The sequence below is a fragment of the Chryseobacterium sp. MYb7 genome, assembly GCF_002979455.1.
Lineage (GTDB): Bacteria > Bacteroidota > Bacteroidia > Flavobacteriales > Weeksellaceae > Chryseobacterium.
On record NZ_PCOU01000030.1, the window covers coordinates 24,630 to 47,613 of the forward strand.

Here is a 22,984-nt window from a genome sequence, read left to right on the forward strand (position 1 = left end):
AGTTCGGCGGCTTCAAAGAAGCCGCCGAACCTGTTTTATATTCTTTTTAGAATCCTACCTGGAATCCTGCTTTAACCCCGAATTTGGAGATATCCGGTCTGTCAAGATAATTTCCTCTCCAGTTGAAATCTACCCTGAAGATTCTAAGGTTTCCGATACCTATATTTTCAATTCCGAATCCATATTCATAATAAATATGTTCGCTTGGTGCAGAATATCTAAAACCTTCTACGTTAATCGCCTTAGAAGCATCACTGAGCGTTCCGTAGGCTCCTCTGATAAATGCAACCTCTCTAAGTTTCAGCTTTTTAATTAATGGAATATAAGAAAGAATCTTCCCGTTAAAATGGTGTTCCAACTGAAGTGTAGTATAAGCATCAGCCACAAACTCATAATAGTTAAGTTGAGAGAATGTATTCGGAACCAAACCATATGAAAGGTTTGCGGGAATGATATTCTGTATTGCCAAAGGAACTGTATTGAAGTTCTTTCCTGCTTCAAGATTAACTACTAATTTACCCATACTTCCAATCAAAAACGGCTTGTTAAACATAAACTGTAGTTTGTCATAATTGAAATCTGCATTGAATAGTCCTTCAATACCTCTGGTATATCTTAAAACAATGGTTGGTGCCAAGTTTCTAGCCTGGTAACGGTCAATACCGGTTTGGGAGAATTTTGCTCCTGGTTTTGCGATTAAACTGATGGTAACGTGAGAATCATTAACCGTTTGTCTCAGCTGCCCATCCTTATAATACATCAGGTTGAATTTCTCAGGAATGGCAGACTTAATACTCTGCATTACTCCATCCACTCTTATCTGGAAATTTTTCCAAGGTTCAATAGCTGCAAAAACATTCGTTTGGTTCACAGAACTTAAGGAAATATTTTCTCCTCTTGCAAAAAAGGTACTGGAAGACAAAGAACGTGATGCAACGCCATCACCGGAGGTAAGCTGCCCTCCAAGCTGAACAATGTCTCTGCTGGTTCCTGCTCCAATCATAAAACGATTGAGTCTGTTGAACATATATCGTGCTTCAACACCATATTTGAATTGCTGGTCTTTGAATCCGTAAGCCGTGTAAAACTGAACTCTCCAAGGATCATTTAATCCAAAATAGGATCTTGCTCCTAACCTTATTCTGTTTCCTTCTACTTCATTTCTTCCGTAAATTGAAAAAATAGGACCGATATCTACCCCTTTGAAAGCGTTATAATAACGGGAACCAAGTGTTTCAACCAGTTTTACCATTCTGTTGAATTTCGGGGTTTGCTGAAGTTGGTTAAGCATGCTGTAAACGCCTTGTTCTGCTTTAGATAAAGTATCAGGTCTGGCTTTTGTCCAATAGGCGTCATCTTTATCTGTAAACTTGTCCTCATATTCTTCCTCTGTACGTTTGAAAACTTTTGGATCAAGAGGTTTGTTGAATTCATAGTCGGAATAATCTACCGATCTTTTGGCTATAATACTTTTGGATCCTTTCTTTTTTGAAAAAGGACTCATTTCAAATTCTGTAACTAGCTTTTTAGGAAGAAATGTTTCATCATCAGGATTGTCATATTCCACCTGCGTATAAACACTGTTAATGAAATTCACACCAATTTTCTGTGTTGATTTTAAGGTTGCCCCCAATACAGCATAGGTATCAGTGTCAATGTACAGATTTCCCTGGAATGCAAGAACATCTTTTCTTTTAGGCTGATATCTTATTTGAAAAGCTTTCTCACCGCGGATGGTAATAGTATCCATCAGGTTGTAATCATATGTTCCGAATCCATCACTTCCTACCGGACTCTGGAATCCGATGTCAAAGTAATTCAGCGTATTATCGTAGATATTAATATCACGGTACAGGTTTTTAGCTGAAACGGTAATCACCTGATTGTCCTGGAAGCCCGATGTTTTCTGGGCCACCAATGTTCTTTTGCTGTCCTTGTCCGGTTTGTTTTTACCATAATTCTCATAAACAGCTTCATTCAGGAAAATTGGAAGACCCAATCTTCCACTTGCGGTAGAATCGGCATAGCTGAAAATAAAATCCAGTTTATTGAAAATCTTTTTCTTCATGAAAGCACTGTCCAGATTGTTAAGATCAAACTGAGTCTTTTCATACTCTTTGTAGGAATAGGTATCAAATTTCTCCAGACCGTTGTTTCTTTTACGTGCCCAGACTTTCTGCATGATAGCGTAAGCCGGATTTTCTTTTTTGTTCTTGTATTTTGTCTTACCACTTTGAAGGACAATTTCCTGAATGTCACTTACTTTAGCCTGTGATAACTGTACAAAAATATTTTCAGCATTTTCAGAGGTAATATCAAGCGTTTCAGTAGTGTAACCTTTTCTGGAAAATTTTAACTTTTGAATGATGCTGTCTGACTGAATAGTAAAATTACCTGAAGTAGTCGTCAGGGAAGGTGTTTTATCATTGTTGATAAAAATATCAACTTTATTGAGTTCTTTATTGTTTTTTTCGTCAACTATCTTGCCGCTGGCCCGGTTTTGAGCGCATACAGAGCTGGAGAGAATCAGGAAAAAAAATAAAAGATAGTGTTTTTGGGAGTTATTGTTTAACATCATTCGTTTCTTCAGGCAATTAGCATAAACAAAAAGCATGCAGTTTATTAAAAAAATAGGTAAAAAAATAAAATATTTTTATTCTAAAGTATAAAACGGCAAATGTAGCGAAAATTATATATGTATGGGTTAAAAATTAATTGGGAAATTGTAATGCTTAAAATATAATAATCAGGGAATTAAAAGAAAGGTTGAGTTCCTGGTTTTAGAAATATTTTGCTGCTGTTATGAAGGGTTTATAAAAAGAAAAAGACTTACATTTTGTAAGTCTTTTTTGCTCCTCCTGCTGGGCTCGAACCAGCGACCCTCTGATTAACAGTCAGATGCTCTAACCAACTGAGCTAAGGAGGAATTTCCTTTGTTTTAAGTGGTGCAAATATAATAGGAATATCCGTACCAAGCAAGTTTTTATTCTTGAATATTGAACGAAAAAAGCTATTGGTTTATTTTTCAATAAATTAAATTTTAAATATTTTTTGTGATGAGCAGGAGATTATTCATGATTTCATATTTTCCTGCCTGTAGGCTTTGGGGCTTTTCCCACGTTGTGTTTTGAAAAATTTATTAAGATGACTCTCATCCGTGAATCCCAGTTCATCAGCAATCTCTGAAATTCTGTTGCTGCTGTGTTTTAAACGGTGCTCTATTAATGTCGTTTTATAATTATTTACATAAGACTGCAGGGTTTCACCACTATGTTTTTTAAAGTATTTACCTAAATAATTTTCAGAAAATCCGAACTCTTTACAGATATTTTCAGTTCGTATTTTTTCAGGTTCATAGATATTGGCCTGGATATAATTCAGAATACTAATGATTCTTGATTCAGAAGCTTCATCTATCTTCTGAGGCAGATATTTCGCAATATTGCGGGCAACGATAACGATAAGTGTATTAATGAGTTGTGTGGTTATGTCACTGTGGTACACATCTTTATTCACGGCTTCCCGAATCAGAGCTTCTACGATAGGTCTTACTAGTGTTTTGTCCGTCTGGTTTTTTAAAATACATCCCGGTTTGTGGTTGGCATTTTCAAGAATAAATTCCAGGCGTTTGATATTTTCTTTCGAAATCTTATCATTTTTCAAATAAATATTACTGAATCTCAGAAAGAAAAACCGGGTTGTAGTATCAATCCAAAACTGGCTGCAATCCTGAGGTGTCAGAAGAAACATATGATTATTCGAATAAGAAAAGCTGTGCTTATTAATGCAATGCTGGCCTGTTCCTGATAAAATGAAGACCAGTTCAAAAAAATTCTTTCTGCTTTCCTTATCAGGGAATGTTTCTAATGTTTCAAAATGAATACTATAAGGTTCATATAATACGTCTCTGTTCATCACTTTTATTGTATATACTAGGCAAAATTATACAAAAATAACGAGCTTTTGTACTGGTAATTTGCTAATTATCAGTATAATTTTGCTCTATTCAATTTTGGAATTATAGAATATGATTAAAAAATTATTCAATACAATAGTAGTAACGGCATTGTTTACTTTTCTGAAAGCTCAGCAGCCTGTAGACAAAATTTTCCATTATTCTTCTATGGATGCTATGAGAAATGGGGTATATACCGGAGATCTTACGGTACAAGATCTTAAAAAGAAAGGAGACTTCGGCTTGGGAACTTATAATCTTCTTGATGGTGAACTCATTGCATTGGATGGAAATGTTTATAGGATTGCTTCAGATGGCTCAGTTGAAATTGCGGATAATAAAAGGCTGGTTCCTTTCGGATCATTTACCTTTTTTAAAAAAGATCATCTTATTACGCTGGAGAATATTCAGACAACAGATATGCTGATGAAGAAACTGTTGGAGGTCCTTCCGTCTTCCAATCGTTTTTATGCTGTAAAAATAGAGACCACTTTCATGAATGTGACATTAGGCGGAGCAGAAAAAGTTCATGAAAAAGATACAACGGGGATTGCTGTTTTGATGAAAACCCGTCCGCTGTATAAAAAACAAAATATAAAAGGAACGCTTGCAGGATTTTATAACCCCTCTTATATTGGTGGTTTGGATCTCTCTCCGTTTCATTTCCACTTTTTATCTGAAGATAAGCGAGTTGGTGGTCACTTAATAGAAGGCACTTTCGACTCTGCAAAAATTACCGTACAGTTTGATGAAAAAAATGCTTATGAGCTTATTTTGCCCGGCAAAAGTAATGACGGTTATCGGCGTCAATGGAAATCTTCAGAGCCAAGTGCTCAATATTAATAATAAGTATATAACTATTTGATATGCAAATAAAAAACAAAAGATTATTGTCTCTGCCTTCAATGGCATTTATGTTTTTTTTCAATTCAGTTCAGGCACAACAGAAAGTGCTTCAGACAGATTTTAATAAAGGAATCTGGGAGCAGGTAGATAAAGGGCTAAAGCGCAAATGGGTATCTGGTACAGAAAGTACATTTGCTTTCTGGAAAATGGATAAAGATGCTCATGTTGCTCCTCATAACCATCCGAACGAACAGGTGACCTACATTACTAAAGGGAGTGTAAAAGTACTCATGAATGGTAAAGAATATATTGTGAAGGCCGGCGGTGTGCTGGTGATACCTGCAGGTGTTACGCATGAGTTTTTCTGCCTTGAAGACGGTACTGAAGATCTGGATTTCTTTACTCCGGTACGTAAAGACTGGGTAGAGGGATCGGCATCTTATCTTTCAAAAGAAGGGAAAGAACTTGAAATTGTTGCACAGTTTAATGATACCAGACCGGGAAATGTTGCGGTAAGCCATAACGGGAGGGTATTTGCAACGATGCATCCTTTGTCAGACCCTAAACAACAGTTAGTCGAAATTATTAATGGCAAGGCAAAGCCTTTTCCATCTCCCGAATTCCAGAAAAATGGTCAGCAGCCTAATGATAATCAATTTGATACTCCGCTTGGAGTCATCACAGACAAAGAAAACCGCCTTTGGATGATTGATATGGGATTGGGTCTCGGTAAGACACGTCTGTGGTGTTTTGATCTTAAAAAGAACAAAGTGGCAGAAAAGATAGAGCTACCGGCCGATATTGCGCCGAAAGGGAGCTTCATTCAGGATGTTGCGATAGATGAAAAGAATGGCTGGGTCTACCTTGCTGATATTGCCAACCCGGGGATTATTGCTCTGAATTTAAAAACGAAAAAAGCCAGAAGATTTAGTGGGCATCCGGCTTTACAGACAGAGGATGTAGATATGATTATTGATGGAAAAGTCATTGATTTTGGTGGAAAACCATCGCGTGTGGGTGTTAATCCTATTACACTATCAGATGACAGGGAAACATTATTTTTTGGCTCTATGAACGGGACGGCATGGTATGAAATTCCAGCCAGACTTTTCAGAGAAAATAAAGATGATAATACAATAGGGAATTCCATTAAGAAATTTGGAGAAAAACCAGTGAGTGATGGTGTAGCTACAGATAAACAAGGGAATCATTATATTACAAACCTTGGAGGTCATGGTATAAGTAAGCTTGATAAAAATGGGAAACTTACCGGGTTGATTAAAGATCCTAAGCTACAATGGCCAGATAATATTGCAGTCACAGATGATGGTTATCTGTATATTTCAGTGAACCAGCTTCATACAACAACCGCCTTTTCCGGACAGCCGGATGCCGGAAAACCTCCTTATTTTATATATCGGGTGAAATTATAGCCTTAAAATTTCTTATCAACATTCATCACATAAAAATATTTAACGCAATGAACAAAGAATTTAAGTCAGTAGCAGTACTGAAGTCTAAACCGGTGAAAAGAGAAGAATTGAAAAATGCTTTGCTGCAGCTCATAGATCCTACCCGAAATGAAGCCGGCTGTATTTATTATATTCTTTTTGAAGATAAAAAATCCCCCGGAACTTTCTATATGTGGGAAGCCTTTAAAGATGACAAAGCTTTTGAATTTCATACCCAGACAGAGCATTTTAAAAACTTCGCGGGACAGATGCATAAATGGATGAGCGAACCAATACAGCTGATTGAACTGGAAAGAATTTCAGGCGGGTAAAATAGTTGTCATTATAAAAACTGTCTTTAATCAATTACAGGTTTTAATATTAAACAAAAAGATCTACAGAAATGCAGATCTTTTTATTTTTTATACTTCCGAAATTTTATTTCTTTAAATCTTTAAGTATTTCCTGAACAGCTCTTTCCAGCTGTGGATCATTGTTCTGAAGACGGTCCATGAACGTGTTTTTAACATAAATATCAGGTTTCACTCCTGTTTTTTCAAGATTCTGTCCGTCCAAAGTATAAGTTCCCCAAGAAGGTAATCTGTAAGAAGATCCGTCTACCAAACCTTTAGCTGAAGTGAAAATAATCCATCGATAAGTATCCTGACCAATGATTTTACCCAGTTTCAATGCTTTAAATCCGGCTGCAGTCATTTCGGCGTCACTTAACGAAGCCTCGTTAATCAAAAGAACAATAGGTTTTCCGGAAGGGGCAAAATTAGGCTGGGTAGTTATTTTTCCTTCACGGTATTTCCACTGTAAATAAGGTCTCTGAGAAAGGAAATTTAATACTTTATCATGAACATTTCCCCCGGTATTGTAACGAAGGTCAAGAATTACAGCGTCTTTTCTGTTTTCCTGTTCTACCATATCCAAAAGGAAGCGGTCAAGCTCATCAGTAGACATGTTTTTCATGCATGAATAAGCAATACGGTTGTTGCTAAGCTTGTCAACACGCTGGTGATTGTTGAAGATCCAATCATCGTAAAGCAATCCTTTTAATTCTCCATTTGAAATCGGATGTACTTTGGCAGTTATGTTTTTGCCATCACGAGTGAACGTAAGAACAAGCTCATCCTGTTTTTTCGGACTTGTAAAATACGTTTCGATATTTTCATTGGTATCAACCTTTTTTCCGTTGACAGAAACCAATTGGTCACCAGGTTTGATGTCAACTCCTGAACGGTAAGCCGGAGATTTTCTCACAATACTTTCTACCGTGTAAGGTTGTTCTTGTTTGAAGGTAATTCCTGTTTCATTTGTGAAATAGTTCAGATACATTGTTTCTTCTTTTCCGGTGGATGAAAATCCGGTGTGTGAAGAATTAAGTTCCCCTAAAAGATCATTCAATAAAATTCGCAGATCATTTCTGTTGTGTACATACGGAAGATATTTCGCATACTGTTCTCTTTTTGCTTTCCAGTCAATACCATGGAATTTTTCATCGTAGAAGTTTTCCTCCACACCTGTCCAGGCTTCAGCATACATTTGAGTGAATTCAGACGCCAGATCTTTATCAAAACTATACTGGATGCTTATTTTTTCAGGTTTTAAAGCTGCTACGGTTGTTTTATAGATGTTACCTTCTATCAGTGCGAATAGGTTTTTCTCATTTTTGGTTAAATAATAAGCTGCTTTATCAAACACTTTTTCAGATTTAGCGGGCTCAAAATCAGTGAAGACCTTTTTAAACAACTGCCTTTTTCCATTATCCTGATTGGAGTTGAAAAGAAGAACCTCTTTCTTATCATCATTGAAAACTGCTGGATCATCCTGATATCCATATCGGTCAGTAACCAGCTCAATTCTGTCCAGAGTATCATCGGGATTTACTTTCAGCTCTTTGATTACCGGCTCTTTTTCTTCCTTTTTCTCTTTATCCTTGTCATCCTTTTTTTTGGCTTTCTTGTCTTTGCTTTTCGCTTTATCTGAAGATTTTTCATCCTTCTTTTCTTCAGTGAAAAGATTATCGAATTTCTCGGATTTAAACGGTTCATCAAACCAATCCAGAGCCATACGGTAAATGTTCGACTTCTGCATGCCTAAAGGATAAGACGGGTTGGTTCTGTCGCTGGCGAAATAAATATACTTGTCATTAGGAGACCACACAGGATCTTCCTCTGAAACACCCGTGTTGGTAAGGTTTAAAGTCTGTGCTTTTTTGATATTATAGATGAAAATATCAAGCTCGAAGTTTCTTTTTGCAGAGAACAGTACATATTCATCATTAGGCGAAAAAGAAGGTCTGGAATTTTGGAATGCCCAGATTTCATCTTTGACGATGGTTGTAGATTTGAAACTTTTTAAATCCAATAATCTTACTTCATCCCTTCCGCTTAAGTAAACTGCTTTTGTAAGATTACTATTCAACGTGATATTACGGTTGTTGCGTAAATCTTCCGTTAATTGTTTTGGCTGGCCTTTTCCGTGTGCCTGAATAGTAAACCAGTTTTGATAACCGTTATACGTTTGGCTGTAAAGCAAAGTGCGGTTGTCTTTCAGCCATTTTACTTCCATTGCACGTTCTTTTCCATCAGAAACCTGTTGTGCAAATTTTCCTTCAATATCTGAAACGAATATAATACCACGGCTTATGAACGCCATTTTTTTACCATCCGGAGATACATCATAATAGGAAATATTGTTTTCCACATTGAAATTCTGTGCTTTTTCCAGTGTTTTATTGGTATTCAGATTGATATTGAGAGGAGTGGTGCTTTTCGAAGCCACATCATAAGTGTAAAGCTGATAGTCCTTTTCAAAAATAACTTTCGATCCGTCTGCTGAAACAAACGGCTTTTTAATAGAAGTGTCAAATTGCGTTAAAGCAGTCTTTTGACCATTTTCGAGTTTATAAAGATTGTATTCTCCATTATTCTCATCAGAAATGAAATAAATTATCCCATTTTTATCTACACTTGGATTAAAATCTTTTCCTTCGTAGTTGGTGTACTGTTTGAAAGAATTGCTTTTGGGGTTATATCCCAGAATATCAGGATTGTTTTCTCCTTTATAGCGCTTACGCTGTACCTGATGAGCGCTTTCTGAAGAGCTTGTGAAAAGATATTCTCCTGCAGGCGTTTCTACAAGGCCATTGGTGTTGTTGAAATAATTATTGAAAAGCTTTTGAGGTGTTTTTCCTTCAATTGTAGTTTTAAAACTTCCGAAATTATTATTTCTGCTGGAAGTAAAATAAATCGTTTTACTGTCCCATGCCCAGCTTTCCATTTCGTCTCTTCCAGTATGGAAGGTTAGCTGCTTGATTGTTCCTCCTCCTGCGGGCATTACATAGACATCATAATTTCCATATTGATTAGAACTGAATGCCAGCCATTTCCCATCCGGAGAAAGACGTGGATTGATTTCTTCTCCGTCCAGGGCAGTAATTCTTGAAGCATTTCCTCCATTGGAATCTGCTTTCCAGATATCACCATCGTAAGCAAAGTAAGCTGTTTTTCCATCAGGACTCAATGATGGACTTGATAAAAAATAAGACTTTTCCTGCGCCGAGATTCCTATAATAGAAAATGCTGTTAATAACGAAATAATAGTTTTCTTCATGGTACAATTGGGTATTTATACAATACTATATATTGGTTTTATTATTTTTAGTCTTTGTAGAGAAGTATTCATTTGGTAAGAATTTTCTCAATATCGATTACTTTAAAAAAGAATAGTCGGATGATTAAGGAAATCGTTACATGAAAAGTGCCTGAAAGGGTGGATGATATTCAATAAAACAGATCAATACTTCATAAAAACTTAAGATAAAATACAAATATCTGTATTTCTGAGCTCATTGCCATGAAATTGCTCACATTAAAGCACAAAAAAAGACTTACATTTCTGTAAGTCTTTTTGCTCCTCCTGCTGGGCTCGAACCAGCGACCCTCTGATTAACAGTCAGATGCTCTAACCAACTGAGCTAAGGAGGAATGTCCTTTGTTTTAAGTGGTGCAAATATAGGACGAATATTTATACCCTACAAATATTTTTAAGAAAAATTTTTAAAAAATTATAAAGTTCCTGCAAGCCATTTGAAAATATCACTTCCGAAGATCAGTAACATCAAGCCTAACAGGAAGATAACCCCAATCATCTGTGCGTTTTCCAAAACTTTTTGCGGAACTGGTTTTCCTACAATCATTTCATATAAAGTAAATAAAACGTGCCCACCATCAAGTCCCGGAATCGGAATAAGGTTCAGGAATGCCAGCCATACGGAAAACATTGCTGTAAAGCTCCAGAAAGCAACCCAATTGATCTTAACGCTTCCATCCGCATCTTTATCTACAGGCATATTCTTTACAATGGCAATAGGACCTCCTACATTTTTATATCCTTGAACTTTAGAGTTGAACATGATTTTGAACTGCTTAACCTGTGTTGTTAGTGCTTCAATAGTTCTTGTAAATCCTCTTGGAATAGCCTCTCCGAAGGAATATTTTTTATTCGTTACAATATCTTTTGCGATACTTTTCGTGTCAATTGCGATACCCAGTTTTCCGTTTTTATCAACAGAAACTGCTGGTAAGGTCTGTAGAGCTCCGTTTCTTTCTACGTCTACAGAAACTGTTTTACCTTTATTTTCACTTAAAAGAGTGCTTACTTCATCAAAGAATGCTGCTTTCTTACCATTGATTCCCACAATTTTATCTCCTTTCGCAAGACCAGATGTCTGGGAAGAAGAAGGAGTAGCTAATGATTCAATAATCATAGAAACTCTTGGAGTAATGTATAGCTTAGCTTCTCTCTGTTTAAGAACATCTGCTACACCATCTGCATTTACAGGGAAGGTAACTTCCTGCCCGTTTCTGTTTACAGTAACATGATCTCCTAAAAGAATATTGATTGAAGTATTTTCAAGTCTTTCTGCAGGTTTTCCGTCTACACTGATGATTTTGTCACCATTCTGGAATCCCATTTTCTTCCCTGCCGAAGTGGCTTCAATACCATTGTTGAATTTTGTAATATCTGTATACGTTTCTCCGTTGAAGAAAGACAGACAGCTGTAGATTAACCATGCAAGGAAAAAGTTTACCGTAACCCCTCCTAACATAATGATCAGTCTCTGCCAGGCCGGTTTTGATCTGAACTCCCATGGTTCTGCCGGTTTTTTCATTTGGGCAGTGTCCATACTTTCGTCCACCATTCCTGCAATTTTCACGTATCCTCCAAAAGGAAGCCATCCTATACCGTATTTAGTTTGTTCAGGATGTTTTCTCCAGTCGTTGTCAGGAAGTTTTGATATATCGATAGGAACTTCTTCCTTCTTTCCGTTCACCTCTATTACTTCAGAATCCGGCAGGTTCTTGGATAAAAACTTGTACTGCCATTTCCCGTTGATTTTCTTCATGGAGAATATGGAAAAGTAAGGATCAAAAAACAGAAAAAACTTCTCTGCTCTGGTCTTGAACCATATTGCTGGTAAAAAATGCCCAAGCTCATGAAGAAGGACAAGTATAGAGATGCTCAGAATGAACTGAAAAAGTTTGATTGCTATTTCCATTAATAAATTTTAGATTTTAATTTGCAAAGGTAACAATTATCAAAACTATGCCAAATAAAAAAGCTCCCCGAAACGAGAAGCTTTGTCATATTTAAAGACGATTTGATTATAAATTGAAAGAAACTCCAAGGCTGCCATTATTACCAACTTCTGCGAATACGCCTATTTTCTCTGTGAAGAAATACCGAGCTCCTATGTGAGCGCCCACTCCGAAGTCTTTCCCAAGAACTCCAAGGTCTACTCCAGGGTAAATATCCCATTTTGAAGGTAGATTTAAAGCTTCCTGCAAGTGGAAGTTCAGTCTTCCGAACACAAAAACACGATTATCCTTATCGTTGTTTTTATAATTGTCAAAGTAGCCGTTAATTCCAGCTCCTACTGAAATAAGTTGATTGAGTCCATAGTCATAAGTTCCCGTTACTCCGGTTCCATATCCCCAGGCACTCAGCCCCAGTTGTATTTTCTGATCTCCTTTTCCTGTCCAGGCCTGAGCATTGGCCATAGCACCAAAAAAGAAGATCGTCACCATAAAAAACAATTTCTTCATAAATTTCTAATTTTTAAGGATAGTAATAAAAAATATTTCTATCAAAAATGGAACCGAAAGAATGACAGTACTCTAAAAATGGAAGACTTTAATAAATTATTAAGAAATAAAGCTTAGTTTTTACGGCCAAAACTCATTTTTAAGCCATTTAATTCTCTTTTTGTAATCATAAAAACAGTATTTTTATACGTCAGATTTGAAATAATTAAAAAAGAATAAAAGATGAAAGTTGTAGGGCTTAATTTAGATATCATCTGGAAAAATAAAGCGGAGAATTTTAAACTCATAGAAAACGAACTGCAAAATGTGGAAGCAGATCTGTTTCTTCTTCCCGAAATGTTTTCAACAGGTTTCTGTATGGATGCTTCAGAAGTTTCAGACAGAAATAGCGAATCTCTGGAGTTTTTGAAAAGGATCTCAAAAGAAAAAGATGCAGCATTCTGCGGAAGCGCTCCTGTAGAACAGAACGGAAACTTTTATAACAGAATGTACTTTATAAAACCGGATGGCGAAACCTCTTTTTATGATAAAAGACACCTGTTCTCCTTTTCCGGAGAAGATAAGGTTTATACGCCCGGGAAAGACAGAATAATTGTTGAATATAAAGGAATACGCTTTCTGCTTCAAGTGTGTTATGATCTTCGTTTTCCTGTTTTTGCAAGAAATAATGATGATTATGATGCAATTTTATACGTTGCCAACTGGCCTGAGAAAAGAGTAGGAGCATGGGAACATCTGTTGAAAGCCAGAGCTATTGAAAATTTATCTTTTGTGTTTGGTTTGAACAGAATTGGGACCGATGGGAATGACCTGTTTTATCAGGAAAGTTCTCACTGCTTCTTTGGGGATGGAAAAGAAATTTCCCAAAAACAAGGTAATCTTATATTTGCAGAATTATATATGGAGGAATTGAAAGATTTTAGAAAACATTTCCAGTTTTTGAATGATAGGGACAGTTTCTTAATCCAACTATAAATAAAAAAGGCTGAAATTCAAATGAACTTCAGCCTTTATTTTTATCTAAACATATTGCTGCAGAAGGTTCGTTAATGTATTCACATCATGAACACCGCTTTCCTTCCATAGCATTTCTCCTTTTTTGAAAATTGCCAGTGTAGGGACTCCACGCACTCCATACTGTGCTGCCAGTGCAGGATATTGGTCTACATCTACCTTGATAATTCTGGCTCCTTCGCCGATATTTTCCTTTACTGTATTTAATACCGAAGACTGAACCTTACAAGGCTGGCACCATGTTGCGAAGAAATCAATCAGTACAGGTCTTTCGGAATCTATGATTTCCTGAAATTTTTGTGACATAGTTTAGTTTTTTATGATCTTAAGATGTTTTGGATTGACAAACAAAATCAGTAGTCGGGAATTTTTCTGTTTTTTTGATACCGTTAAATCCTCCTTCTATTTCTGTAAAGTTTCTGATTCCGTGTGAGTTAAGAATACTTGCTGCAATCATGCTTCTGTACCCACCTGCGCAGTGCAGGAAGAAATGTTCAGAATCATCAATGGTACGTGCCCAGTCACTAATGGTGTCCAATGGCTTGTTGTACGCATTGTCAATGTGCTCTGCAGAATATTCAGTCAGTTTTCTTACATCAACTACTGTAGCTTCTTTTGTAAACTGCTCTGCAAATTCAGCCGGAGTGATTCTTTTAACCTCGTCAGTTTCCATACCTGCATTTTTCCATGCTTCAAAACTTCCTTTCAGATATCCTATCACATTATCAAAGCCTACTCTGCTTAGTCTGGTGATCACTTCCTCTTCAGTGCCTTCATCAGTAACTAATAATAGAGGATGCTTTACATCTACAATAAGAGTTCCTACCCATGGGGCGAAATCTCCTTTCAGTCCTATATTGATAGAGTTGGGAACAAATCCTTTATGGAAATCCGCAGCTCCTCTTGTATCTAAAATTAATGCTCCTGTTTCCTCTGCCAAAGCTTCGAAATCTTCAGGTGTAACAGGTTGCAACCCTTTGTTCATTACAACGTCCAGACTTTCATAACCGCCTTTATTTAAAGCGACATTCATTCCGAAATATTTCGGTGGAGCTGTTAAACCATCAAGAACTTCTCTGATGAAAGATGCTTTATCAGGTTGATTAAGAGCGTAATTCGTCTTTTTTTGGTTTCCTAAAATGTCTACCGTTTCCTTCTGCATATTTTTTCCACAAGCAGATCCGGCACCATGAGCAGGATAAACCGTAATACTGTCATCCAATGGCATGATTTTGTTCTGAAGGCTATCGTACAGAATTCCCGCAAGATCTTCCTGAGTAAGATTAGTCGCTTTTTGTGCAAGATCCGGTCTTCCTACGTCTCCTAAAAATAGGGTGTCACCTGTAAAAATTGCAGTTTCAAGACCATTTTCATCTATTAAAAGATAAGTGCTGCTTTCCATGGTGTGTCCCGGAGTGTGCATTACCTTTATTTTTACTTTTCCGATCTCAAAAATCTGATCATCTTCAGCAATAATGGCGTCAAATTCCGGAGCGGCAGTAGGACCGTATACGATCGGAGCACCTGTTTTCTTGCTTAAATCCAAATGCCCTGATACGAAATCAGCATGGAAGTGAGTTTCAAAAATATATTTTAAAGTGACATTGTCTTTTTCCAGACGATCCAGATAAGGTTTTACTTCTCTTAAAGGATCTATAATCACTGCTTCATTCTCTGATACAATATAATAGGCACCCTGAGCCAGACAGCCCGTATATATTTGTTCAATTTTCATTGGGGTCTTTTTTTAATGAGTTAAAGATACAAAGTATTAGATAAATTCTAAATGAAATGTTAAATCCCATTGATAGTTTCTTTCAATACTTTGTTAAACGTACGTTTAGTATATCTTGTTTTTTAGCAAAAAGAATGCCTTATATAGAGACAATAGGTAAATGCTGTTTTATATCATGTTCTCTTACTAAGCAAAATTTTTTGAAAACTTTTTTAGTCTATGTTATAAAATATTTTGTACAAGACTTCATTGGTGTTTTCTGTAATATTCTTATCTGTTTTGAATTGGAGATATTCATCTTTTTTAGCTTCCCCTTCATCATAATGGATCAGTCTATTGTATTTGTCATAGAGATAATCTTTAATTTTTCCGTTATCCGCTATCTTTATTATTTCAGCAAAATATTTTTTGGTGTCTTCATGCATTGGCCAGTCTTTTTCATGGTCTTTATAGAATTCTATCATTTTCTCTGTGGCAAAAATTTCAGAATAGATATTCATATCATTGAAGCCTGTCAGAAGTTCTTTTTTTTCAGAATTTTCTCCCAGCCACTTTATTTTTGCCTGAGCAGCAGTAATCACTGCATTGATCATCATAGAATCTCTTTTAATAGTCGGGGACAAGATAATATCTGGTGTGTGGCTTATGGGAAGTGGCTTTTTAGAGGCTATATCCAGTAACCCAAAATACGTTTCAGCTTTAGTTTTAAGATCTGCCAGCTGATCAGAGGTCATCTCATCACTTGAAACCCTTATTTTAAAACCCCAGCCTCCACATTCATAAATAGAAAGAAGAGATTTCTTATCTGTATATTTTACGCCTTTAAAAAAGTCACTTTCACCCATTGCATGATCGAATATGGAATAGATATAATTTACTTTTACCTTATCATTGGCTGTACTTCCAAACATAGGTTTTAAATCTACACCTTTATTAGAATTCTGATTAAGAACCGTTTCATACACAGAAAATTCATCTCTTAGAAGTTGGTTGTCAACAGATTTTTTAGGATAGACATATAAGGTGAGAACTGTTTTAGATTTTTTGCTGCTCTGTTGTACATAACTTATTACAACATGTTTATTCTGTAAGTCGTAAGAAAATATGGCTTCTCTTTGAAAACCAGACCATAAGGACGGGAAGACGGCAGATGTTGGTAGATGCGTATAATCTCCTTTTATCTGCAAGTCGACAGGCTTATTTCGTTTCTGGGAAAAAATCAGAAAGGAATAAAAAGCAAAAATAACGAGTAAAATTTTCTTAAATGAAATCATCTGTGGTATATATGTTGTTGTGAGGGCTAAATTAAAAATAAAATGGGTGAACTTAGAACATAATTTAATCACTAATATTATTTTATTTACACAAATCTTTACAAAAAATTTTATATTTATAAGTTTAAAAAAGCGATCAAATGGCAGACAAAACACAATTTATTGAAGAACTCAACGCTAGATACACTCCAAAAGGAGAGCATATTATATTAGGAAAAGGAATGCTTGATGGTGAAGTGGTCACAGAAGTAAACGTAACCATTCCTCTGAAAACAATTAACCGTCATGGTCTTATCGCCGGAGCTACGGGAACTGGTAAGACAAAAACACTGCAGGTATTTGCAGAACAGCTTTCTCATGCAGGAATTCCATCTTTGGTGCTGGATATCAAAGGAGATTTTTCCGGAATTGCAGAAGCAGGAGAAATGAATCCCATTATTGAAGAAAGATATGCTAAAACACAGCTTCCTTATACTCCGCAAGCTTTTCCGGTAGAATTAATGAGTATTTCCGGGGGTGAAGGAGTGAAATTAAGGGCTACTGTTACGGAATTTGGGCCTGTTTTACTCAGCAAAATTCTTGAACTAAATGATACCCAGCAAAGCATCATGTCTATCGTCTTCAAATACTGTGATGATAAAGGACTTCCATTGATTGATCTTAATGATTTGAAGAAAGTCTTGCAGTATGTAACAGATAATGCACAAGGAAAAGCAGAGCTTGCGGCTAATTATGGATCCATTGCATCATCATCTCTTGGAACGATTTTGAGATCTATTGTGGCCTTGGAACAGCAGGGGGCAGCAGGTTTTTTTGGTGAACTAAGCTTTGATGTTCAGGATTTACTGGAAACAAGAGACGGAAAAGGAGTCGTAAATATATTAAGGGTAGCAGATATTCAGAATAAGCCACAGCTTTTCTCAACCTTTATGCTTTCACTTTTTGCGGAAATTTATATGACGTTTCCGGAAGAAGGAGATAGCGGTAAGCCAAAGCTGGTTCTTTTCATAGATGAAGCGCACCTGATTTTTGATGAAGCGTCCAAAGCCCTTCTTTCTCAGATTGAAACCATGGTAAAACTGATCCGTTCCAAAGGAGTGGGGATTTATTTTATTACCCAGATTCCAGGGGATGTTCCTGAAAATGTTCTTTCCCAATTAGGACTGAAGATACAGCACGCACTAAGAGGATTTACAGCAAAAGATAAAAAAGAAATTACCAAAGCTGTTGAAAACTATCCTACCACAGAGTATTACAATGCGTCCAGTTTGATCCAGAATTTGGGAATTGGAGAAGCGTTTGTCACTGCTCTTGATGAGAAAGGAATTCCTACACCATTAGTACATACTTATCTGATCTCTCCGGAATCAAGAATGGATGTTTTGAGCTCGGCGGAAATCTCAGATTTGACCTCAAAATCTGCACTTGTTGCAAAATATGAACAGGCAATTGACCGAGAATCTGCTTATGAAATGCTGACCAACAGAATGGAACAAGCTGCACAAAACCCAACTCCTACCCAAAAGGCAAGACCTGTAAAAGAAGAACCGGGAATGTTTGAACAGGTATTACAAAGTAAAGCAGGCCGTACTTTTACCTCTACATTAATGAGAGAAGGTGCAAAAGCTATTCTCGGAATGTTCGGTCTGGGAGGCAGAAGAAGATAATTTTGAAAGATAATCTGCTATATTTTGTTATATTTTTTGTTATTTTAGCAGGTTATCTTTACATAACAGTAAACAATAAAACCGGATTTTATTGGGGAATAAGACATCGGTTTTCAATATAAATGACAAAACAGCAGTTAACACACATTCAATGTATTCAATTATAGATATAGAAAGTAATGGTGCAGGTTATAGAAATGAATGCATTATAGATATCGCCATTTACAGATATGACGGTCAGAAAATTACGGACCAGTTTATCTCTCTGGTAAACCCGGAAGGTGATATTACCCCTTTTGTACAGAAACTGACCAGTATTACCCCAAAAATGGTCAAAACTGCTCCAAAATTTCATGAAATTGCCAAAAGAGTTATCGAAATAACTCAAAATACAACATTGGTTGGCCATAATATTGATTTTGATTACAGAATGCTTCGCCAATCATTCAAAAGGCTTGGTTATGATTTTAAAATCAATACTTTAGATACAATTCCGTTGGCGAAAAAGCTAATTCCCGATGAGGTAAGCTATTCATTGGGAAAACTGGTAAAATCACTAGGAATTCCTTTGACCAATCATCATAGAGCTGAAGGTGATGCCAGAGCTACATTAGAACTTTTCAAGCTTTTGATTTCAAAAGATGTAGAAAATGAAATCATTCAGAAACAGCATGACGAGTCTAATGCAAAAAGCTATATCAATAAGATCAAAGAACTTACACAGGATCTTCCGAATGATAAAGGTTTTGTCTATTTTCAGGACGAAGGAGGACGTATCATGTTCTCGGATTATGTTCAGGATATCAACAAATTTTCTAAAAAAGTTTTCAATTCCAAATCAAAAAAATGGGAACAGATTCAGAAAGATGTTGAGCAGATTAATTTTGAGCTTACCGGCACAGATATTATTGCTAAACTGATTCTTAATTCCAAGAATATTAAGAAGAAAGAAGTTTTACCTTTCGGGCTGTATTTCAGGAATAATAAATATGTAGTTGAGAAAAATACGCTCAATAAAACCGAAAAACCAGTTTTAAAATTCAGATCATTTACGCAAGGGACAAAAGCTGTTCAGTTTATTGGCTCCCAGGAAGAATTTAAAGATTTTTCCGTGCTGAAAGATAAAATTGAATTCAGGAAAAGGAATGAATTGTGGCTGGGGCAGGGAAGGAAACTGGGTGAAAAGTTATTTTTAATCATAGAAAACGGAAAAGTGGTTTCTTTTGGTTTTTATGAGTTGTTTACACAGATCCAGACCATCAGTAAGCTTGCTAAATTAAAAATTGACCTTCCGTTATCTTCCACAGATCTGAATAATGAACTACAGCTGGCACTGCTTCGAAGCGATTTTGAAACACTGCCGTTACCGAAATGATATAGGAATTAGCACTTTACAAATTGATTTAAAAGAAGACGCTTTTCAAATCAATTTTCAGAAAATGAAAAATAAATAGTATTTTTGCAAAAAATAAATAGAAGCAATGCAAAATTTTAAACAAATTAAAACTGGAAAAAAGGGAGCTGTAAGGTTCTCTAAGGTTTGGAATATTTAAAAGAGTTGTCTTGCATAAAAAATAATCAATGCGGCAGACTCTTTTTATAAGAATCTGCCTTTTTTTATGTTAAAATGAAATTATGAATTCAAAAGAATTATTAAAGATTGCCAATGAGTTTGGCACCCCGGTGTATGTTTATGATGCAGAATCCATCAAAGTTCAATACGAAAAACTTACATCTTCTTTTTTAAAACATACAAAGTTCTTCTATGCAGCGAAGGCGTTGACAAACATCAATATCCTTAAGTATGTCAAGAATCTGGGCGCTTCTTTGGATTGTGTATCCATTAATGAAGTTAAGCTTGGACTAAAGGCGGGATTTCCAAAGGAAAAGATATTGTTTACTCCCAACTGTGTTGATCTGGCTGAAATAGAAGAAGCAATGACTTTCGGAGTTCATATAAACATTGATAACATTTCTATTCTTGAGCAATTCGGGAATAAATACGGAAATACCTATCCGATTTTAGTAAGAATCAACCCGCATATTTTTGCAGGCGGTAACTATAAGATTTCTACAGGACATATCGACAGTAAATTCGGTATTTCCATTCACCAGGTTCGCCACATCGAAAGAGTGATGAAAAGTACAAACCTGAATGTTGAAGGGCTTCACATGCATACAGGAAGTGAGATCAAAGATCCGGATGTATTCCTGCAGGCTTTGGATATCATGCTGGAACTTTCTGAGCATTTCCCGAATCTGAAATATCTGGATATGGGAAGTGGTTTCAAAATTCCTTATCAGGATAGCGAAGAAGAAACTGATGTAAGAACATTAGGTAAAAAAGTAGAAAAAGTGATTTCTGAGTTTTCAAAAACTACAGGAAAAAAATTCGAATTATGGTTTGAACCTGGGAAATTTCTGGTTGGAAAAAGCGGATATTTATTGGTGAAAGCTAATGTGATCAAGCAGACGACAGCTACGGTTTTTGTTGGAGTGAATTCAGGATTTAATCATTTGATCCGTCCAATGTTCTACGATTCTTATCATATGATTGAGAACTTATCCAATCCAAAAGGAGCAGAAAGAATTTATACCGTAGTAGGAAACATTTGTGAAACAGATACCTTCGCATGGGATAGAAAACTGAATGAAGTAAGAGAAGGAGATATCCTTGCTTTCCACAATGCGGGAGCTTATGGTTTTGAAATGAGTTCCAACTTTAATTCAAGATTAAAGCCTGCGGAAGTATTGTTCTTAGACGGAAAAGCACATTTGATCCGTAAAAGAGATGAGTTCGAAGATTTGTTGAGAAATCAGATTGAAATAGTAATGTAAATCTGAAACATAATATATAAACAGCCGCCCTTTTGGGTGGCTGTTTTGTTTTTAAATCGTTTCTCATTAATTGAAATCTTCTAGTGTAAAAAACACCAGGTTTTATGATAAAATTACAAAGTTTTAACATTGAAATGGGACTGTGTTTTCAACTTTATTAGCTAAATTTGATAGAAATAGGAAGATTATTATCCTTCTCAGTCCTATTTTCACCAAAAAAACCACCAAAACAAAGTAATTATGGCCAAAAACATAGCAGAGCAAATTGTTGAAATGCTCGAAAATGCCAATGTGAAAAGAATTTATGCAGTAACAGGAGACAGTCTCAATCATCTGAATATTGCGGTTAAAAAAAGCAGTATTCAGTGGATTCATGTAAGGCATGAGGAAGTAGGAGCTTATGCTGCGGCTGCAGAAGCGGAGCTTGATGGTTTGGCAGTCTGTGCCGGAAGTTGCGGTCCTGGGCACGTTCATTTGATTAATGGAGTTTATGAAGCGCACCGCTCCCATGTCCCAATGCTGGTGATTGCCTCCACTATCCCCAGTGATGAAATGGGGATGGATTATTTCCAGGAAACCAATACAATAAAACTCTTTGATGATTGCAGTTACTACAACCAGATGATAACAAGACCGGAACAGGTACAGAGAACTGTTCAGACAGCTATTCAGCATGCTATTTCCAAAAAAGGAGTGGCTGTAATAGGTCTTCCCGGGGATGTTTCTGAGCTGGATGCCGAGGAAGGTTCTACTTCCACTCAAATCTTTAAAACTAATCCTGTTATAAGACCATCAGATCATGAGCTGAAAAGCTATCAGAACTAATCAATAAAAGCAAAAAAGTAACCCTATACTGTGGAATAGGCGCCACTGAAGCCCGTAATGAGGTGATCGCTTTGTCTGATTTATTAAAAGCTCCGGTAGGATATTCTTTCCGTGGTAAAATGGCTATTCAACCCAATAATCCTAATGAAGTAGGGCTTACAGGATTATTAGGATTCCCCTCAGCTTATCACGCCATGCATGAAGCAGATCTTGTAATCCTTTTGGGAACGGATTTTCCTTATCAAAAATTCATGCCTGTAAAAAATAAAATAGTCCAGATTGATGAAAGCCCTGAAAGATTAGGAAGAAGAGCGAAACTGGAACTTGGGCTTGCAGGGGATGTCAAAGAAACCATTAAAGCATTACTTCCCTTGTTGGAAGAAAAGACTGATGTTCATTTCCTGAACGAACAACTGGCATTTTATGATAAAGTAAAAGAAAATCAGTTGGAGTATGTAAAAGACTTTGGGAAAGAAAACGCTATTCAGCCGGAATTTGTTGCTCATACTTTAGATAAACTTGCTAAGCATGATGCTATTTTTACAGTAGACACCGGAATGTGCTGTGTATGGGGAGCCCGTTTTATTACAGGAACAGGAGAAAGAAAAATGCTGGGATCATTTAATCACGGATCAATGGCGAATGCAATGCCAATGGCAATAGGAGCGTCCTTGGCTCATCCTGAAAAACAGGTGATTGCCCTATGTGGAGACGGAGGATTATCCATGCTGTTAGGAGATATGGCGACTATTTTTCAGTATAAGCTTCCTGTAAAACTGATTGTATTCAACAACAGAACCCTGGGAATGGTAAAACTGGAGATGGAAGTGGGTGGAATGCCCGATAACGAAACTGATATGATCAATCCGGACTTTGCAATGGTAGCACATGCGATGGGATATCCCGGAAAGAATGTACACCTTCCGGAAGATGTGGAAGATGCCATTAAAGAATGTTTAGACCACAATGGCCCTTATCTTCTGAATATCTTTACCAATCCTAATGCACTGGCTCTTCCTCCCAAAATTGAATTTGATCAGATTATGGGAATGACCAAGTCTATGGCGCAGCTGATGCTGGGCGGCAAAATGGATGAGGTTTTTGAAACCGTGAAGAGCAATTATAAACATATTAAAGGATTGTTGTAAGGTAAAAAGTAAATGAATTTCAGATATACGCTGAAATTCGGAATCTATATTTTAAAACTTCATACTTTGTGTGAAGTTTTTCTTTTTTATAAATGAGTTAAATATTTACCTTTGT

General features: G+C 36.4%; 15 protein-coding genes, 2 tRNA genes and 1 pseudogene. 8 read left to right on the top strand and 10 right to left on the bottom strand.

The genetic code is table 11. From position 1 onward, the window contains the following. Positions 1–46: 46 nt before the first annotated feature. The 3 genes from CQ046_RS19635 to CQ046_RS19645 all read right to left on the bottom strand — a co-directional run bounded on the left by CQ046_RS19635 (position 47) and on the right by CQ046_RS19645 (position 3,915). The gene (locus CQ046_RS19635) at positions 47–2,575 is read right to left on the bottom strand and encodes a DUF5686 family protein (protein WP_228406998.1); all 2,529 of its coding nucleotides are present in this window, start codon (positions 2,573–2,575) and stop codon (positions 47–49) included. 277 nt (positions 2,576–2,852) lie between these two features. After that, a tRNA-Asn gene (locus tag CQ046_RS19640) sits at positions 2,853–2,926 on the bottom strand. 146 nt (positions 2,927–3,072) lie between these two features. Then, on the bottom strand, positions 3,073–3,915 hold the full coding sequence (locus CQ046_RS19645; RefSeq protein WP_105703895.1) for an AraC family transcriptional regulator: 843 nt from the start codon (positions 3,913–3,915) through the stop codon (positions 3,073–3,075). A gap of 112 nt (positions 3,916–4,027) precedes the next feature. On the opposite strand from CQ046_RS19645, the gene budA reads away from it, so the two are divergent. The 3 genes from budA to CQ046_RS19660 are packed head-to-tail and all read left to right on the top strand — an operon-like array spanning position 4,028 to position 6,584. Beyond that, positions 4,028–4,798, top strand: coding sequence for an acetolactate decarboxylase (gene budA / locus CQ046_RS19650; protein WP_105703896.1), 771 nt, complete (start codon positions 4,028–4,030; stop codon positions 4,796–4,798). 23 nt (positions 4,799–4,821) lie between these two features. Then, positions 4,822–6,234: an L-dopachrome tautomerase-related protein gene (locus CQ046_RS19655; RefSeq protein ID WP_076597837.1), complete on the top strand. Its 1,413-nt coding sequence runs from the start codon at positions 4,822–4,824 to the stop codon at positions 6,232–6,234. 47 nt (positions 6,235–6,281) lie between these two features. After that, positions 6,282–6,584, top strand: coding sequence for a putative quinol monooxygenase (locus CQ046_RS19660; protein WP_105703897.1), 303 nt, complete (start codon positions 6,282–6,284; stop codon positions 6,582–6,584). A gap of 106 nt (positions 6,585–6,690) precedes the next feature. Here the strand turns inward: CQ046_RS19660 and CQ046_RS19665 are convergent, their stop codons facing one another. From CQ046_RS19665 to CQ046_RS19680, 4 genes are all read right to left on the bottom strand, one after another. Continuing rightward, positions 6,691–9,873: a S41 family peptidase gene (locus tag CQ046_RS19665; RefSeq protein WP_105703898.1), complete on the bottom strand. Its 3,183-nt coding sequence runs from the start codon at positions 9,871–9,873 to the stop codon at positions 6,691–6,693. 300 nt (positions 9,874–10,173) lie between these two features. Next, positions 10,174–10,247 (bottom strand) — tRNA-Asn (locus CQ046_RS19670). An 80-nt stretch (positions 10,248–10,327) separates the two neighbouring features. Then, a complete protein-coding gene (rseP, locus tag CQ046_RS19675) occupies positions 10,328–11,821 on the bottom strand; it encodes an RIP metalloprotease RseP (protein ID WP_105703899.1) in 1,494 nt (497 codons plus the stop codon). Between the two features lie 106 nt (positions 11,822–11,927). Next, entirely contained in the window at positions 11,928–12,368 is a 441-nt protein-coding gene (locus CQ046_RS19680) for a DUF6646 family protein (protein ID WP_105703900.1), read from the bottom strand. A 222-nt stretch (positions 12,369–12,590) separates the two neighbouring features. Between CQ046_RS19680 and CQ046_RS19685 the strand changes: the two genes are divergently transcribed. Continuing rightward, positions 12,591–13,343, top strand: coding sequence for a nitrilase-related carbon-nitrogen hydrolase (locus tag CQ046_RS19685; RefSeq protein ID WP_105703901.1), 753 nt, complete (start codon positions 12,591–12,593; stop codon positions 13,341–13,343). A 45-nt stretch (positions 13,344–13,388) separates the two neighbouring features. On the opposite strand, the gene CQ046_RS19690 is transcribed toward CQ046_RS19685, so the two are convergent. The 3 genes from CQ046_RS19690 to CQ046_RS19700 form a co-directional block, all read right to left on the bottom strand. Continuing rightward, positions 13,389–13,688, bottom strand: coding sequence for a thioredoxin family protein (locus tag CQ046_RS19690; RefSeq protein ID WP_047424552.1), 300 nt, complete (start codon positions 13,686–13,688; stop codon positions 13,389–13,391). Positions 13,689–13,707: 19 nt separating this feature from the next. Beyond that, positions 13,708–15,117 (bottom strand): MBL fold metallo-hydrolase, encoded by a 1,410-nt coding sequence (locus CQ046_RS19695; RefSeq protein ID WP_105703902.1) that lies wholly within the window; start codon positions 15,115–15,117, stop codon positions 13,708–13,710. Positions 15,118–15,329: 212 nt separating this feature from the next. Further along, entirely contained in the window at positions 15,330–16,304 is a 975-nt protein-coding gene (locus CQ046_RS19700) for a hypothetical protein (RefSeq protein ID WP_123906653.1), read from the bottom strand. Between the two features lie 227 nt (positions 16,305–16,531). Here CQ046_RS19700 and CQ046_RS19705 point away from each other — a divergent pair, with 227 nt between their 5' ends. The 4 genes and pseudogenes from CQ046_RS19705 (at position 16,532) to CQ046_RS19720 (ending at position 22,869) form a co-directional block, all read left to right on the top strand. Further along, on the top strand, positions 16,532–18,058 hold the full coding sequence (locus CQ046_RS19705) for a helicase HerA-like domain-containing protein (RefSeq protein WP_105703904.1): 1,527 nt from the start codon (positions 16,532–16,534) through the stop codon (positions 18,056–18,058). A gap of 151 nt (positions 18,059–18,209) precedes the next feature. Beyond that, on the top strand, positions 18,210–19,433 hold the full coding sequence (locus tag CQ046_RS19710; protein ID WP_105703924.1) for a PolC-type DNA polymerase III: 1,224 nt from the start codon (positions 18,210–18,212) through the stop codon (positions 19,431–19,433). Between the two features lie 260 nt (positions 19,434–19,693). Next, complete coding sequence (gene lysA / locus CQ046_RS19715) at positions 19,694–20,896, top strand: diaminopimelate decarboxylase (RefSeq protein ID WP_185126214.1); 1,203 nt, start codon at positions 19,694–19,696, stop codon at positions 20,894–20,896. 240 nt (positions 20,897–21,136) lie between these two features. Next, positions 21,137–22,869: pseudogene (locus CQ046_RS19720) on the top strand (thiamine pyrophosphate-dependent enzyme). Positions 22,870–22,984: the final 115 nt, after the last annotated feature.